A 15,999-nucleotide genomic window follows, 5' to 3' on the forward strand; every position below is an offset into this window, starting at 1 on the left:
CGCCCGGATCGAACGGTTGATGACCGACAACGCCTGGGCCTACCGCTGGTCGCTTCGAGCTGTCTGCGCCGAGCACGGCATCCAGCAGAAGTTCATCAAGCCCCACTGCCCGTGGCAGAACGGGAAGGTAGAGCGCCTCAACCGCACCCTGGCTACCGAGTGGGCCTACCGCCAGGTCTTCACCAGCAACGCCGACCGGGCAGCAGCCCTTGCACCCTGGCTCGAGCACTACAACACTGAACGTCGCCACAGCGCACTCGGAGGACGACCGCCGATCAGCCGCCTGTCACCAACCTGATGGCCGGGTACAGCTAGGCGGCACCACCGACAGTTTCGGATCGGCCGGTGGCACCCGGTGGAGAAGCGCTGGTACTCCGGTGAGCGCCAAGGTCAGCGCGGCGGATGAGGGACTCTGCCAATCGCCACCGGCGGAGCCTCACACCGTCTGCTGCTGTGACCAATGTCTTAGGCCGGTCGACCCGCGGCCGATGCTCCCTGCGAGAGCGGTCCCCCGATGAACGGTCCACCCGAGGTTCGGGAGTGAAGAGGAGCTATGACGACCGAGCCGTACGGCGAGTGGAGGACGGAACGCACCGCGGTCCGTACCGAGGGGGACGCGCCGGTCCCCGCGATGGCGTCACCCCGGGAGCCGGGTCACCGCGTCGCTGGTCACCGACTGCGCGCCGGGGCTGTCCGGGCGACTTCCTCGGATCGTCCACGGTGGGGGAAGCATGCCTAGGTCGTCACTGGCCGCGCTGCTGTTGGGTGTCGTGCTGCTCGCGCTCGGTCCGGTGATGGTCGCCGAGGAGCTGGCGCTCGAGCGGCAGAACGACGCGGAGCTCCGCCATGACGGGATCCAGCTCGCCAGCTCGTTCAACGCGGACTTCGAGCGGGCCCGCAGCCTCGACCTCCTGCTGTCGCGCAACCCAGACCTGCTCTCGATCCCGCAGGTCAGCCATCTCACGTCAGCGGTCAACCGGCGCGCCAACGATGCGCTGCGCTACCTCGAGGGGCTCTATCCGGCTGCGATCGGCGAGGCGGGCCTGATCGACGATACCGGGAGCGAGCTCGCGCGGGTGACGAAAGGCGTCGCCGCTCCGATGGAGGACCTATCCACCAACGAGGCTCGGAACCCATTCTTCCGGGCCACGCTGGACCTCGACCCGGGGCAGGTCTATCACGCCGCGCCGTACGTATCCGCAGGCACCGGCCGCTGGGTGATCTCGACCTCCACCCCGGTCGATGTCGGCGGTGGCCACCGGGTGGTCGTGCACTTCGAGGTCGCCCTCTCCACCTTCGCGATGACGCTTTACGCCGCCGGCTCACCTGGGCGCGAGGCGGCCGTGGTCGACGCGCGAACCGGACGGATCATCCTGCAGCAGGACGGCCACCTCCCGCCGCCGGCCGGCCAGTTTGCCGCGTTCCCCCACTGGAGGGCGGCCGACCTCGACAGCAGCAGGAACGGCCGTACCGTCACAGTCGACGGTCGACGGCTCGCCCTCACGCCGGTGTCCGCCAGCAGCGGCAACGCGAACCATTGGGTGGTCGTCAACTGGTCCCACCACCACGTCGGATTCGTCCCTATCTGGCTCGGGGTCCTCATCAGCGCGGCCGGAGCCTGCCTGTTGCTGCTGCTGATCGTCGTCGTGCGCCGCCAGCACAGCACCCTGCGGCGGGCGGCCAGGCTGGACCACCTGACCGGCCTGGCGAACCGCAAGGCGCTCGAGGAGGCACTCGATCGGGCGGTCGCCGCGTCATCGCACGGTGAGCGCGTCGCCGTGGTGCTGCTCGACCTCGACAGCTTCAAACAGATCAACGACACCCTCGGCCACGACTGCGGCGACCTTGTCCTGCAGGAGATCGCCCGTCGCCTGCACGCCAACACCTTCGAGTACGACACCGCCGCCCGCCTGGGCGGCGATGAGTACGCTGTCGTGCTCCGTCACCTCAGCCCCGACGTCGAACTCACCTCGGTGGGCCACCGGCTCCGCGAGGCACTGATCCGACCGATCGAGATCAACGGTGTCCAGAGGATGGTGGGCGTGAGCATCGGGCTCGCGGTCTGCCCCGATCACGGCACCGCCCCGGCAGAGCTTCTCCGCGCGGCCGATGCGTCCATGTACCGCGCGAAGCGCGGTCGCGAGGGCGTCAGCGTCTACGAGGCCGGGACCTGCGCCGGTGCGGAGGAGTCTTCGCTCGCGGCCGAGCTGCTCATGGCCATCGAGCGGGACGAGATCACCCTGGTCTTCCAGCCCGAGCAGGCCGTCGGGAGCGGTCGGATCGTGACGGTCGAGGCCCTGGCGCGATGGATGCGGGCAGACGGCACGCCGGTGCCGCCGTCGACGTTCGTCCCCTTGGCCGAGGAGGTCGGGTTGATCCGGCCGCTGACCGTCCTCACCATGCGCAAGGCGCTCGACGAGGTGCTCGGGTGGCGCCGCTCGGGCCTCGACGTCGCGGTCAGTGTCAACCTCTCCGCCCAGCTGGTCAGTGACCGCTCGGTTCCCGGCCTGGTCGAGGAGCTGCTCCGCGAACGCGGCCTGACCGGGGACGCCCTCATCCTCGAGATCACCGAGACCGCGGCGATCGGTAGCGTCGACGTCGCACGCGACGTGCTGCAAGACTTGCGTGCGCTAGCGGTCCGCATCGAGCTCGACGACTTCGGCAGCGGCTACGCCTCAGCGCGGACGCTGCGCGACATCCCGCTGGACGGGGTCAAGATCGACCGGGACCTCGTCAACGATCACACACCCGGCGGTCGCACCATGCTCACCTCGATGATTCAGCTCGGCAAGGTGCTCGACCTCTACGTCGTGGCCGAGGGCATCGAGAACGAGTCAGGCCTCGACGCACTCCGCTCGCTCGGTGCCGACGTCGTCCAGGGCTACCACCTCGCCCGGCCGATGCCGCCCACGCACATCCGTCAGACCCTGCTCGAGCACGCTGCCGCGGTCGACGCCCGGACCGGGGTCACGCGGTGACGGAGACCGGGCAGTCCCATCTTGAGCCACGCGTCGTCACGGCGACCGACGGACCGCAGACCGATTGCCAGCCACACCAACACAGCCGGTGGGCAGCGCATAGAGAGCTGCCTGCCGATCACCTAGACCGAGTCTGGCCAGACACCGGCCCTACCGGAATCGCCTAGTAGCTGCGTTCGCCGTGGCACCCGTAGCCGATCCGGTGGTCATGCGGCCTATTGTCAGCTCTCGCGACTCCGCTTCAGGCTCGCTGTGGCAGTCGCGTTCGTCTTCAGCGGGTCGGTTGGGTCGGGTCGATCAAGTCGGCTGGGTCGGCCAAGCGAACGAATCCGTGCTGGTTGCCGACCACCTCGGCGAGTCTCTCGACGACACCGGGGTCGAAACGGGTTCCGGCCTCGCGGCGCAGGTGCGCAAGAGCCGCCCCGACCGAGCGCCCCGGGCCGGGGTGATCGTGGGTCAACAGATCGAAGGCGTGACACGCCGCGATGATGCGGGCGCCCATCGGGATCTGGTCGGCGGTCAGACTGTCCGGGTAGCCGGTGCCGTCATAGTGTTCCTGGTGCCCACGAAGCAGCTCCGCGGTGGGAGCAAGGGCGGGCGCAGCCATGGCGACGCGCTCGGCGATCAGCGGGTGGCGACGCAGGAAGTCTCGTTCGACGTCGTCGAGGGGTTCGGTCTTGGTGAGGATCGCATCCGGTATGGCGGCCTTTCCGATGTCGTGGACCTCGGCGGCGAGCCGGATGCGCTTCACCTCCACCGAGGGCAGTTCGTACGCCGTCGCGACCCGCCCCGCCAACGATGCGACCGTGTGGCTGTGTCGGCCCAGTTCCGAGTCGCGTTCGTTGAGAACCGTGACCAGAACGTCTGCAGCCTGCTGGCTCGCCGGCACGCGGCCGTTCCCCTTCTGCAAGTAGAGGCGGGTGTCGACGAGCGTGAGTGCCTCGGTCACGCTCGCTGCCTCAGCCGGGAGCAACGCCGCGCCGTACGACGATCCGATCGCGAATCCGGGCCCGGACTCGGTGAGAGCCACCTGAGCGGTGCTGGCCAGTGTGAGTGCATCGGCCTCGTCGCTGACCTGCGCCAGCAGGCAGAACTCGTCGCCGCCGAGCCGATAGGCGACCCCCCGGCCCGCAGTCGCTGCGTCGAGGCGTCCACCGAGGCGCGCCAAGAGCGCATCGCCGGCCGGATGGCCGAACGTGTCGTTGTACAGCTTGAACCCGTCGAGGTCGAACAGCACCAGGACCGTCAGGTCACCGTCGCCCGCCACGACGCCCTCCAGATCCCGGAGCAGGGCTCGTCGGTTCGCAAGCCCGGTCAGCGGATCGGTCAGCGCGTTCTTCGCGTTCTCGGCCGCGAGCTGACGGTGTGCTGCGGCCGATCCCTCGGCCAACAGCCGCGCGCGCTGAGTCCGCCAGAAGGACCACGCGAAGCCGGAGAGCAGGAGGGCGATGACGAGAGCGGTGCCGTTCCGGGCCTTGCTCGCCGCCGCACGTGAGCGCTCCCGGTAGCGCTTTCCCGCGCTGGCCAGGGCCTGGTCGACGGTGTAGGCCTGCCGCGCGGCCGTGTCGGAGGACTCGTTTGCCGCATCCTGACGATCGTGCGACACCGCCTCCAACACGTGTTGCAACGCCGCATCGACCCGATGGAACGATCGTAGAGCTGATCGCACATCGGGTGGTCCGCCGTCGCGTTCCAAACGCGTGAGAGTCTGCTCGATCTCCTCAGTGGCACCCGTGAGCTCGTCACGGACGTCTGCGGGATCGTCACCCTCACCAGGTGATGCGCCCCACGGCACCCCGAGGACCTGCGAGACGGAGAGTCGCAGAGCAACGAGTTCGGCCTCCGCGTCGCGGCTGGACGAGGCCGTGCTCTGGAGATGGACGATCACTCCGAACGCTGCTGCCGCCGCCAGCGCGGTCACCAGCATGACAGCCGCCGTCAGGGACGGCGGAGACAACCGGCGATGCGCAAAGGCCATGCCACTCTTGTCGGCACTTCGACCAGCAGGTTGAGGAGCCAGCATGGGCGACTGAGCCGGTGTGCCCCGCAGAGAAGACGGCGGTGGTCACACGCCGCACAACCGGATCCGGCGCTGGATGAGTTGTATCGGCAGCCGCGAGACGACGCTCACCCGAAGACGGTCAACGCCCCCGGCACGACCTCGACAGTCAACGGCAGCTCCCCGAACCGCTCACCGTCGGCGTACGCGACAACGCCGGACGCGGCGACCGTCACCCGCTTCACGCGATGCCGCTCGTACGCCGGGTGGCGGGTGTGGCCGCCGGAGAAGAGCTTCGGGTAGGTCTTGATGAGCTCGCGCCGTGGCACGCTGGTGAAGAGGACGACGTCGAGCAGACCATCGTCCAGCGAGGCACCGTGGGTGACCCTGAGGCCGCCGCCCATCGAGTCGCCGTTGCCGACGGAGACGAGCATCCCCTCGACCCGGCGGGTCTCGCCGTCCAGCTCGAGGGTGTAGCTGATCGGCTTGAACTCCTTGAGCACGGCGACGATGGCGAGGCTGTACTTCAGCTGCCCCTTCGGCCAGGTCATCGTGTTGGCCTTCTCGTTCACCGCCGCGTCGAAGCCGGCGGCGAGCACGGTGACGAAGTAGCGGTCGCCGCTGCGGGCCAGGTCGATGAGCCGGGTACGGCCGCGAACGATCACGTCGGCGGCCGCGGCCGGGTCCCTGAGGGGCAGCCCCAGGGCGCGGGCGGTGTCGTTGCCCGTGCCCATCGGGACGATGCCGAGCGGCGTACTGCTGCCGGCCAGCACCTGCGCGGCGATGTTCACCATGCCGTCGCCCCCGCACACCACCAGGCCATCCACCCCGTCCGCGACGGCCACCCGGGCCAGCTGCGACGAGTGCGCCGCATCGACGCCCACCAGCTCGCGGACCGCGAACCCGGCCTGTCGCAGCCGGGCGGCCACGGCGGCGACCTTGGCGTCGTTGCGGCCGCCACCGGCCACGGGGTTCGACAGCAGGGCAAGCTCGCGCGTCACGCGCGGAACACTAGCCCGCTGCGGCGGTCAGAGAGGCGAGACCTGGTCGTCCGACCACTGCTCGGTGCTCTCCGCGCGTCTGCCCCGGCTCCGGTCGACCAGGCGCGCGATGACCTCCGCGATCGCGAAGAGCACCAGCATCGGGACCGCGAGCATCAGCATCGAGAACGGGTCGGTGGACGGTGTCGCGACCGCCGCGAACACCATGGTGCCGAGGATGATCCACGGCCGGTAGCGACCCAGCTGCTTGCCGGAGAGGACCCCGGCCAGGTTGAGCAGGATGACGAAGAGCGGGATCTGGAAGGCGATCCCGAACACCAGCAGCATGCGGGTGAAGAAGGAGAAGTACTCGCCGAACTCGACCAGGGACTGCAGCTTCGCCGGCGTGAAGCCGATCAGCACGTCGAGGCCCTTGGGCAACACGTAGTAGCCGACCGCGACGCCGGCGAGGAAGAGCGGTCCGGCGATCGAGGCGAAGACGCGGGTCCAGCGCTTCTCGTGCGGGTGCAGCCCGGGCATCACGAAGCCCCAGATCTGCAACAACCAGTACGGTGCCGAGACCACGACGGCGGCCACGCCGCACAGCTTCATCTGCAGCAGCAGCGGACCGGTCGCGCCCTTGATGTAGGCGGTCGTATCCACCTTGTCGTGCAGCGACTCCTGGGCGTGGTTGTAGGGCCGCATGACGAGCTCGAGGAGCTGGTCGTAGAAGAACAGCGCCACGATGAAGGCGATGACGAGGACCGCCACCGACCGGATGATGCGCGCGCGCAGCTCACGCAGGTGGTCGGCGAGGGCCATCCTGCCGTCGGCCCCGATGGGGTTGTGCGGTCGGCCTCGGAAGAGGTCGACGACGCCGGCGATCGACACCGACGCCCCGGGTCAGGCGTCGCCGCGGTGCAGGCGGTCGCGCTCGGCGTCGAGCTCGGCCTGCTTGGCGTCGAGCTCGGCCTGCTTGCTGGCGAGCTCGGCCGCGCGCTGTGTCTCGGGCGTGGTGGCGGCTTCGTCGTCGTCCATCAGACCCTTGGTCTCTGCCTTGAAGATGCGGAGCGCGCGGCCGCTGCCACGGGCCAGCTCGGGCAGCTTGGTGGCGCCGAACAGCAGGACGACGACGAGCAGGATGAGAACGAGCTCGGTCGTGCCAAGGCCGCCGATGAGCAGCGAAGTCATGTGGTCCTCACAATGTTGGGAAGCAGCATCGCCATGCTACTCGGCATCGGTGTAGAGCGAGCGGGTGACGGCAGATCGTGACCGGAACGCGTCGGCGTACGCCGCCGGTGCGATCACCCGGGCGTGCGGGGCGAGCCTGAGCAGCAGCCGGGTGAGCCAGCGCTGGTCGGCCACGAGCAGGTCGACCTGGTGGTGGCCGGACTCGCCCGGCCGCACCGCCTCGACCGGGTAGTACTCGGTGATCCAGTACGCCGCCGGCGCGATGTCGAGCGTCACGCGCTCGGCCCCGGCCTCCTGCGTGAAGATCCCCGGGGCGAGCTCGCGGGGGGCGTCGGTCGTCGTCACCATGGTGTCGAGCACCTCGGCGGAGCGGATCCGGTCGAGCCGGAACCAGCGCGGCGCCTCCGCGGCGTGGCACCAGGCATCGAGGTAGACGGCGCCGCCCTCCACGACCAGCCCGCGCGGGTCGACGACCCGCTCGGACTCCTCGTCGCGCGAGGGGACGTAGTAGACGAGGCGGACCTGGCGGCGCTGCCCGACGGCGGCCTCGAGACGGGCGCGGAGGGCGACCTCGGCCGCGTCCGGCGCATCACCGGGGTCGACCAATGGCGTCGCCGCCGCACCCGCCGCGGCCGCCTGCTCGAGCTTGGCCAGCGCCCGGTCGACGACCTCGCGGGTGTCGTCGCTGGTCGCGCCGCTGCGCAGGGCGCGGAGCGCGACGATCACCGCTGTCGCCTCGGTCGGCGTGAGGCGGAGCGGGCGGGAGAGGTAGTCGGCGTTGGTCACCCGGATCACCCGGTCGCCGCCCGGCGATTCGAGCGACTCGATGTCGACGTCGATGAGGTCGTCCGGATAGCCGCCGGGGAGCCCGCACATGAAGAGCACCCGGAGGTCCTTGACGATCTGGCGCTCGGTGACTCCGAACGCGGTCGCCGCCTCGTCGAGGCGGACGTGACCGTGCGCGTGCAGGTAGGGCACGAGCGCGAGCAGCCGGGCCACCTGCTCGCGAGCACCCTGGACGGGCTGACGCTGGCTCATGCGAGCACCCCGTCGAGACGCTCGATGACGGCGTCGCGGAGCTCGGCCGGCTCGACGACGTAGGCGTCGGGGCCGTAGGAGAGCACCTCGGAGGCCAGGTCCACCGTCGCCCGCGTGATCGTGATCCGGTCCCACGACTCGCCGTCCGGGCCGGTCGCCCCACTCTCCGTCGAGATCGCCCCCCGGCGCAGCGGGTGGCAGGTGCCGGGCCTGACGAGGAGCACGGCCCGGAGCACGGTGCGCTCGGGCGTGAGCCGACGGGCCACGGCCCGGACGTCGGTCCCCTCCGGGATCTCGAACGACCCGGGCGGCCCGTCGCGACGGACCTCGCCTCGCACGCGGGAGAGCCGGAAGACGCGGTCGTAGCGACGGTCGGTGTCATAGCCGACGACGTACCACCGGCCCGAGGAGCGCACGACGCCCCACGGCTGCAGGTGGCGCGTCTCGACGGGGTTGGTCCCCCGCTGGTAGTCGAACACCACCGGGGTGCGCTCCTGGGCCGCCTCGAGGAAGAGGTCGAAGGACGGCTCGTCGGCGCTGAGCCGCGGCTGGACGAGGTCGAGCGCGGCCACGTCGAGCTCGGCGCCCGCGGCCGTCAGCTTGCGGACCGCCTCGCTCGTCGCCTCGGCCAGCCGGGCGTGCTCCCAGACCTTCGTGGCCAGGGCGACGACCGACGCCTCGTCGGCGGTCAGGCTGATGTCCGGCAGTGCGAACTCGGTCGGGCTGATCCGGTAGCCCTGGTCGTCGTCGAAGAGCGGGTCGGTGGTGCCGACCTCGATCGGTACGCCGAGGCTGCGGAGCTCCTCCTTGTCGCGCTCGAACATCTTCTCGAAAGCCTCGTCCGAGGAGTCGGCGTAGAGGATGTCGCGGATCCGCTCCTTGGTGACGTAGCGCTTCTGGACGAGCAGCATGATGAGCAGGTTCATCAGCCGTTCGGTCTTCTGCGCCGACATCGTCCCGCTCCTCAGCCTGCTTCTGCGCCGGCTACTGGGCGGGCGTGGCGGACGGCGAGGCCGACGGAGCCGGCTTGGTGGCGCTGAGCACGTCGACGACGAAGTAGAGCGTGCTGTTGGCCGGGATGTTGGCCTGCTCCTGCGCGCCGTAGCCGAGCAGCGGCGGGATCTGGAGCATCACCCGGCTGCCGACCTTCACTCCGGTCAGGCCGTAGGTCCAGCCCTTCACCACGTCGCCGAGGCCGAACTCGGCCGGCTTCTTGGTGTAGCTCTCGTCGAACGGCTTCTTCGCGCCGTAGACCATGCCGAGGTAGTTGACCTTGACGGTCATGTCGGCGGTGACCGTCTCGCCCTTGCCCTGCTTCAACGTGCTGCGCAGGAACTCGCCGTTCTGCTCCGGCTTGGGCAGGCCCGTGAAGTCCATCCGTGCAGGCACGTTGGGCTTGCCCTTGGCGGGCTTGAGCTTCGGAAGCTTGGAGCGGTCGACGTCGGTCGGCTTGTCGACGGCCGGGGCGACCAGGTCGACCAGGATCAGCAGCGGGTCGGTGTTGGCCACGCCCAGGTTCGGGTTGCCCGCGTCGCCGAAGACCTCCTTGGCGCTGGCCACGGCGGCGACGCGCGAGCCGATCTTGGCGCCGGTGAGCAGCTTCTCGAAGGTCGGGCTGAGGCTCTTCGCGTCCGCCGTCAGCTCCTCGGGCTGCTTGTTGTCGTAGTCGCTGTAGGCCTGCTTCTGGGTGAAGCCGTTGCCGATCCAGATGTAGCCCCAGACCTTGCCACCCTGCTCGACGGTGGCGCCGTCGCCGGCCTTGAGGGTCTTAGTCTCGGTCTTCGTGACCGTGTCCATCTTGCCCTTCCAGTCGACCTTCGGGGCGGTGCCCGGGTCGCCGGAGACGGCCGCCGCGTCGAAGCCCTTGACGGTCTTGTCGCCGAGTCCTTCGGTCTTGTCGCCGCCACAGGCGGCGAGGCTGGTGGCCAGCAGGGTCGTCAGGATGAGGGCGAGCGGGCGCGGGACGCGTCGGAGCACGGTTTCAAGCCTTCTTCAGCGTGGGGAGGACGGACAGCGTGCGCCACCCTACAAGCCGATCCTGAAGGGATGCTGACCAGGACGCGGTGAGTCTCGACGCGCCGGGCCCGGTGGTCTCACATCCCGTCGATGAGCCGCTGCACCCGCTCGTCGTACGCCCGGAACGGGTCCTTGCAGAGCACCGTGCGCTGCGCCTGGTCGTTGAGCTTGAGGTGGACCCAGTCGACGGTGAAGTCGCGGCGCCGCTCCTGGGCGCGCTTGATGAACTCGCCGCGCAGGCGGGCCCGAGTGGTCTGCGGCGGCACCGACTTGGCCTCGAAGATCCGCAGGTCGTTGGTCACCCGCGCGACCGCGCCCTTCTTCTCGAGCAGGTAGTAGAGCCCGCGGCCGCGGTGGATGTCGTGGTAGGCCAGGTCGAGCTGGGCGACCCGCGGGTGGCTCAGCGGCAGGCCGTGCTTGGCGCGGTAGCGGTCGATCAGCTTCCACTTGATCACCCAGTCGATCTCGCGCTCGACGAGCGAGAGGTCGTCGGACTCGACGGCCTTGAGCCCGCGCTCCCACAGGTCCAGGGCGCTCTCGATGACCGGGGTGGAGATCTGCCGGCGGTCCACGAAGTCGCGGGCCTTGGTGAGGTACTCCTTCTGGATGTCCAGCGCGCTGGCCTCGCGGCCGTTGGCGAGCCGGATCCGGCGGCTGCCCGAGACGTCGTGAGCGATCTCGCGGATGGCCCTGATCGGGTTCTCCATCGTGAGGTCGCGCATGACCACGCCCTCCTCGATCATCCGCAGCACCAGGTCGCAGGAGGCGATCTTCAGCATGGTGGTCGTCTCGGACATGTTGGAGTCGCCGACGATGACGTGCAGCCGGCGGTACTTCTCGGCGTCGGCGTGCGGCTCGTCGCGGGTGTTGATGATCGGACGGCTGCGGGTGGTCGCCGACGAGACGCCCTCCCAGATGTGCTCGGCGCGTTGCGAGATGGAGTACGACGCCCCGCGCGGGGTCTGGGTGATCTTCCCGGCCCCGACGATGATCTGGCGGGTCACGAGGAACGGAATGAGCACGTCGGCGAGCCGGCTGAACTCGCCCGCGCGGCTGACGAGGTAGTTCTCGTGGCAGCCGTAGGAGTTGCCGGCCGAGTCGGTGTTGTTCTTGAACAGGTAGATCTCGCCCGCGATGCCCTCGTCGTGGAGCCGCTGCTCGGCGTCGAGCAGAAGCCCCTCGAGCACCCGCTCCCCCGCCTTGTCGTGGGTGACGACCTCGGTCACGTCGTCGCACTCGGGCGTGGCGTACTCCGGGTGGCTGCCGACGTCGAGGTAGAGCCGGGCGCCGTTGCGCAGGAAGACATTGCTGGAGCGGCCCCAGCTCACGACCTTGCGGAAGAGGTAGCGCGCGACCTCGTCGGGGCTGAGCCGCCGCTGCCCGCGGAACGTGCAGGTGACGCCGTACTCGTTCTCGATCCCGAAGATCCGGCGGTCCATGAAATGACCCTACCCGCCTACGGTGCGATCGGAGGCTCGTTGTCGGCGTCGGCGTCGGCGCGGTCGGCATCGGCGTGGTCGGCTTCGTTGAGGTCGTCGGGCGCGTGGGTCGGCGTCCCGCGCTCCCCCAACAGCGGCCCGAGCCGGGCGGGGACCAGGCGCAGGAACTTGCGCGGCTGGCTGCGCGTGCGGTCGAGGACGGCGACCTCGAGGTCCTCCACCGGAATGACCCGGTCGTCGGACTCGGTGTGCCCGAGCGCGGCCACGGCGACCGCGAGCGCGCCCTCGAGGTCGAGCCCGGCCGTGTAGTGCTCCTTGAGGTAGCCCCCGACGACGTCGGCGGCACCGCCCATCACCGCGTAGCCGTGCTCGTCGGCGACCTGGCCGTCGTAGGTGAGCCGGTAGAGCTGGTCGTCCTCGGCGCTGTCGCCGATCTCGCCGACGAAGATCTCGACCTCATAGGGCTTCTCGCCGCCGCTGGAGAAGATCGTGCCGAGCGTCTGCGCGTAGGCGTTGGCCAGGCCACGGCCGGTGACGTCGCGGCGGTCGTAGGCGTAGCCGCGCATGTCGGCGAGCCGCACGCCGGCGATGCGGAGGTTCTCGAACTCGTTGTAGCGACCGACCGCTGCGAAGGCGATCCGGTCGTAGATCTCGCTGACCTTGTGCAGGGCGGCCGACGGGTTCTCGGAGGCGAAGAGGATCCCCTCGGCGTACTGCACGGCCACGACCGAACGGCCGCGCGAGATCCCCTTCCGGGCGAAGTCCGCCCGGTCCTTCATCAGCTGCTCGGGGCTGACGTAGAACGGCGTGCTCATCGGCCACCCTCCAGCTCGGCGTGGGGTCCGTCTGGCCGGGTCATCCGTCCCGCGACGACCCGGTCGGCGACGGCCGCCACATCGCCGTCGGGGAGGCGGCGCCCGCCGGCGGCGGTGAGGATGTGCACCACCGGGAAGATGCGGCGGGTCAGGTCGGGCCCGCCGGTCGCTGAGTCGTCGTCGGCTGCGTCGTAGAGCGCCTGCACGACCGCCTCCACGGCGCCGCCCTCGTCGAGCCCGTCGCGGTAGAGCTTCTTGAGCGCGCCGCGGGCGAACATCGAGCCCGATCCGACGGAGTGGAACGAGGTCTCCTCGTAGCGGCCGCCGGTGACGTCGTAGGAGAAGATCCGGCCGAGCCCCTTGTCGAGGTCGAAGCCGGCGAAGAGGGGTACGACGGCCAGGCCCTGCATCGCCATGCCGAGGTTGCCGCGGATGAGGGCCGCGAGGCGGTTGGCCTTGCCGTCGAGGGAGAGCGTGGTGCCCTCGATCTTCTCGTAGTGCTCGAGCTCGGTCTGGAAGAGCCTGACCATCTCGACGGCGAGGCCCGCTGCGCCGGCGATGCCGACCGCGGAGAACTCGTCGGCCGGGAAGACCTTCTGGATGTCGCGCTGGGCGATGACGTTGCCCATCGTGGCGCGCCGGTCGCCGGCCATCACGACGCCGCCGTCGAAGGTGGCGGCGACGATGGTCGTGCCGTGCGGCGCCAGGTCGGCCGCGCTGCCTGCGGGGAGGCTCTGCCGGTCCTTGGGCCTGCCCGGGAGCAGGTCAGGTGCCTCGGTGGAGAGGAAGTCGGCGAAGGAGGAGGTGCCCGGCGCCATGAAGCTGGCCGGGATGCGAGGGTCGGCCAAGACCTACTCCCCGCCCTTCTGGATGAAGGACTTCACGAAGTCCTCGGCGTTGGTCTCGAGCACGTCGTCGATCTCGTCCAAGATGTCGTCGACGTCGGCGTCGAGGGACTCCTTGCGCTCGGCCAGGTCGGTCTCGGAGGAGGTCTCGACCTCCTCCGACTCCTCGTTGGCCTTGCGGGGCTGCTTCTGCTCCTGTGCCATGTCTCAGACCCTACCCACTGCGACACCCGATAGGTGGGCTATCCGCCCGCCGTCAGGGCTGCGAAGAGATCGGTGGCGGTGGCGCACCGGTCCAGGAGGGCGCCGACGTGTGCCTTGCTGCCGCGCAACGGGTCGATCGTGGGGACCCGCTGGAGCGACTCGCGTCCGGGCAGGTCGAAGATCACCGAGTCCCAGGAGGCCGCGGCGACGTTCTCGGCGTACTTCTCCAGGCAGCGGCCGCGGAAGTAGGCGCGGGTGTCGGTCGGCGGCTCGTGCTTGGCCGCCTCGACGCCCTCGTCGGTGAGGAGCCGCTCGATCCGGCCCGCCTTGACGAGGCGGTGGTAGAGGCCCTTCTCCGGTCGGAGGTCGGCGTACTGCAGGTCGATGAGGTGGAGCTTGGCGTCGTCCCAGTCGAGCCCGTCGCGGTCGCGGTAGGACTCCAGCAGCTTGAGCTTGGCCACCCAGTCGAGCTCGCCGGCGCAGAGCATGGGATCGCGCTCGAGCCGGTCGAGCACCGACTCCCAGCGCTCCAGCACGTCCTTCGTCTGCGCGTCGGCGTCGGCGCCGTAGCGGTCCTCGACGTACTTCTTGGCCAGGTCGAGGTATTCCAGCTGGAGCTGCACCCCGGTGAGGGTGCGGCCGTCGCGCAGGGTCACCGTGCGGCGCAGCGTCGGGTCGTGGGAGAGCGACCGGAGCCCGGCGACCGGCCCGTCGACCGAGAGGTCGAGAGAGATGAAGCGGTCCTCGATCATCGCCAGCACCAGGGAGGTCGTCCCGACCTTGAGGTACGTCGACACCTCGGCGAGGTTGGCGTCGCCGATGATCACGTGGAGGCGACGGTACTTGTCCGGGTCCGCGTGCGGCTCGTCGCGGGTGTTGATGATCGGACGCTTGAGGGTGGTCTCGAGACCGACCTCGACCTCGAAGAAGTCGGCGCGCTGGCTCAGCTGGAAGCCGTGCCCGCGACCGTCCTGGCCGATGCCGACCCGGCCCGCTCCGGTGATCACCTGGCGGCTGACGAAGAACGGCGTGAGGTGCTTGACGATGTCGGCGAAGGGCGTCGAGCGCCGCATGAGGTAGTTCTCGTGGGCGCCGTAGGAGGCGCCCTTGTTGTCGGTGTTGTTCTTGTAGAGCGTGATCGCGGGGTTCGTCGGCAGCTGCAGCGCGAGCTTGGTGGCGTCGAGCATGATCCGCTCCCCCGCCTTGTCGAACCGGACCGCGTCGAGCGGCGTGGTGACCTCGGGGGTGGAGAACTCCGGGTGGGCGTGGTCGACGTAGAGCCGGGCGCCGTTGGTCAGGATGACGTTGGCCAGGCCGAGGTCCTCGTCGGTCAGCTGGCTCGGGTCGGCGACGGAGCGCGACATGTCGAACCCGCGGGCGTCGCGCAGCGGCGACTCCTCCTCGAAGTCCCAACGCGCGCGCCGCGCCTTGAGGGTCGCGCTCGCGTAGGCGTTGACGACCTGGGACGAGGCGACCATCGGGTTGGCCAGCGGCTGGCCCTGCACCGAGATGCCGTACTCCACCTCGGTGCCCATCACCCGTCGAACGCTCATGCATCGAGCCTACGCGGGAGGACCGACACGGGCCGGCCGACGTGTCGGCGTACACCGGAGCGGGTAACGACGCGGCGGAGGAGCGATGACGAACATGAGCAGTGGCACTGCGGCGCGTGCGGCCGACGGGGCCAAGGACCATCCGGCGCTGACCTGGACCGCGCGCCTGGGCTTCGCGTGCTACGGCGTGGTCTACCTGGTGATCGGGTGGCTGGCGCTGCAGCTGGCCCTCGGCGACTCCGAGGGATCGCCGTCCAAGAGCGGCGCTCTCGCGCAGCTCGCCGACCAGCCGTTCGGTCGGGCCCTGCTCTGGGTGACCGTCGTCGGGTTCGCGGCGCTCGTGGTCTGGGAGCTGTGCCAGGTCGTCGTGGGGCACCGCCACGACGAGGGCGCCAAGAAGGTGGTCGGCATGGCCGGGTCGGCCTTCAAGGTCGTCGTCTTCGCCACGCTGGCGATCAGCGCCGGCCGGGTGGCGAGCGGGGCATCCGGTTCGGGGTCCGGAGGGTCCAGCCAGGGCTGGACCGCCCGGGTGCTCTCCTGGCCCGCCGGCCCGGCGCTCGTGGCCATCGCCGGGGTCGCGATCATCGGCTACGCCGGGTGGAGTGCGTTCAGAGGTCTGACGGACCGCTGGCGCAAGGACCTCGACAGCGACGGCCGCACCGGCAGCACGGGACGAGCGATCACCGTGACCGCGCGGACCGGCTACGTCGGGCGCGGCGCGGCGTTCGGCGTCCTCGGCGGACTCGTCGTCTGGGCGGGGCTGAGCCACGACGCGACCAGGTCCGGAGGCCTCGACGAGGCCCTCGACACGGTCCGCGGCGGCCCGGCCGGCCCTTACCTGCTGGCCCTGATCGCGCTGGGGCTGGTGTGCTTCGGCGTCTACAACATCGCCAAGGCCTGGTTCCTGCGCGAGGGCTGACCGGGCTGACCGTCACACTGGG

At 70.0% G+C, this 15,999-nt stretch carries 15 protein-coding genes; 3 read left to right on the forward strand and 12 right to left on the reverse strand.

Annotated features, from left to right (window positions below; translation table 11 throughout):
* Together BM236_RS10530 and BM236_RS10535 are read left to right on the forward strand one after the other, a co-directional pair.
* Positions 1-298: integrase core domain-containing protein (locus tag BM236_RS10530; RefSeq protein WP_139230081.1), on the forward strand; the 298-nt coding region annotated here is incomplete at its 5' end.
* Between the two features lie 433 nt (positions 299-731).
* Positions 732-2,978: a putative bifunctional diguanylate cyclase/phosphodiesterase gene (locus tag BM236_RS10535; RefSeq protein WP_091123392.1), complete on the forward strand. Its 2,247-nt coding sequence runs from the start codon at positions 732-734 to the stop codon at positions 2,976-2,978.
* A 271-nt stretch (positions 2,979-3,249) separates the two neighbouring features.
* Here BM236_RS10535 and BM236_RS10540 read toward each other — a convergent pair whose 3' ends face one another.
* The 12 genes from BM236_RS10540 to dop all read right to left on the reverse strand — a co-directional run bounded on the left by BM236_RS10540 (position 3,250) and on the right by dop (position 15,058).
* Positions 3,250-4,956 carry an HD domain-containing phosphohydrolase gene (locus BM236_RS10540; protein WP_281247646.1) on the reverse strand — a complete coding sequence of 569 codons (1,707 nt, stop codon included), beginning with the start codon at positions 4,954-4,956 and terminating at the stop codon, positions 3,250-3,252.
* 149 nt (positions 4,957-5,105) lie between these two features.
* Complete coding sequence (locus tag BM236_RS10545) at positions 5,106-5,978, reverse strand: diacylglycerol/lipid kinase family protein (RefSeq protein WP_091123396.1); 873 nt, start codon at positions 5,976-5,978, stop codon at positions 5,106-5,108.
* 27 nt (positions 5,979-6,005) lie between these two features.
* The gene (gene tatC, locus BM236_RS10550; RefSeq protein WP_091123399.1) at positions 6,006-6,848 is read right to left on the reverse strand and encodes a twin-arginine translocase subunit TatC; all 843 of its coding nucleotides are present in this window, start codon (positions 6,846-6,848) and stop codon (positions 6,006-6,008) included.
* Positions 6,849-6,860: 12 nt separating this feature from the next.
* Positions 6,861-7,148 carry a Sec-independent protein translocase subunit TatA gene (tatA, locus tag BM236_RS10555; RefSeq protein WP_091123401.1) on the reverse strand — a complete coding sequence of 96 codons (288 nt, stop codon included), beginning with the start codon at positions 7,146-7,148 and terminating at the stop codon, positions 6,861-6,863.
* A gap of 36 nt (positions 7,149-7,184) precedes the next feature.
* On the reverse strand, positions 7,185-8,186 hold the full coding sequence (locus BM236_RS10560) for a helix-turn-helix transcriptional regulator (RefSeq protein ID WP_091123403.1): 1,002 nt from the start codon (positions 8,184-8,186) through the stop codon (positions 7,185-7,187).
* Positions 8,183-9,139 (reverse strand): helix-turn-helix transcriptional regulator, encoded by a 957-nt coding sequence (locus tag BM236_RS10565; protein ID WP_091123404.1) that lies wholly within the window; start codon positions 9,137-9,139, stop codon positions 8,183-8,185. The genes BM236_RS10560 and BM236_RS10565 overlap by 4 nt, the downstream gene beginning before the upstream one ends.
* 31 nt (positions 9,140-9,170) lie before the next feature.
* A complete protein-coding gene (locus BM236_RS10570) occupies positions 9,171-10,163 on the reverse strand; it encodes an FKBP-type peptidyl-prolyl cis-trans isomerase (protein ID WP_091123407.1) in 993 nt (330 codons plus the stop codon).
* A gap of 116 nt (positions 10,164-10,279) precedes the next feature.
* Positions 10,280-11,641 (reverse strand): Pup--protein ligase, encoded by a 1,362-nt coding sequence (gene pafA, locus BM236_RS10575; RefSeq protein ID WP_091123409.1) that lies wholly within the window; start codon positions 11,639-11,641, stop codon positions 10,280-10,282.
* 17 nt (positions 11,642-11,658) lie between these two features.
* On the reverse strand, positions 11,659-12,456 hold the full coding sequence (gene prcA / locus BM236_RS10580) for a proteasome subunit alpha (protein ID WP_091123411.1): 798 nt from the start codon (positions 12,454-12,456) through the stop codon (positions 11,659-11,661).
* Entirely contained in the window at positions 12,453-13,304 is an 852-nt protein-coding gene (prcB, locus tag BM236_RS10585) for a proteasome subunit beta (protein ID WP_245750265.1), read from the reverse strand. Before prcB ends, prcA begins: the two co-directional genes overlap by 4 nt.
* Positions 13,305-13,307: 3 nt before the next feature.
* Entirely contained in the window at positions 13,308-13,505 is a 198-nt protein-coding gene (locus BM236_RS10590) for a ubiquitin-like protein Pup (RefSeq protein WP_091123415.1), read from the reverse strand.
* 38 nt (positions 13,506-13,543) lie between these two features.
* Positions 13,544-15,058: a depupylase/deamidase Dop gene (gene dop / locus BM236_RS10595; RefSeq protein ID WP_091123417.1), complete on the reverse strand. Its 1,515-nt coding sequence runs from the start codon at positions 15,056-15,058 to the stop codon at positions 13,544-13,546.
* A 94-nt stretch (positions 15,059-15,152) separates the two neighbouring features.
* Here dop and BM236_RS10600 point away from each other — a divergent pair, with 94 nt between their 5' ends.
* Entirely contained in the window at positions 15,153-15,977 is an 825-nt protein-coding gene (locus BM236_RS10600) for a DUF1206 domain-containing protein (RefSeq protein ID WP_175507642.1), read from the forward strand.
* The last annotated feature ends 22 nt before the right edge of the window (positions 15,978-15,999 follow it).

This window comes from Nocardioides terrae, assembly GCF_900112345.1.
In the GTDB taxonomy this organism is placed as follows: Bacteria; Actinomycetota; Actinomycetes; order Propionibacteriales; family Nocardioidaceae; genus Nocardioides; species Nocardioides terrae.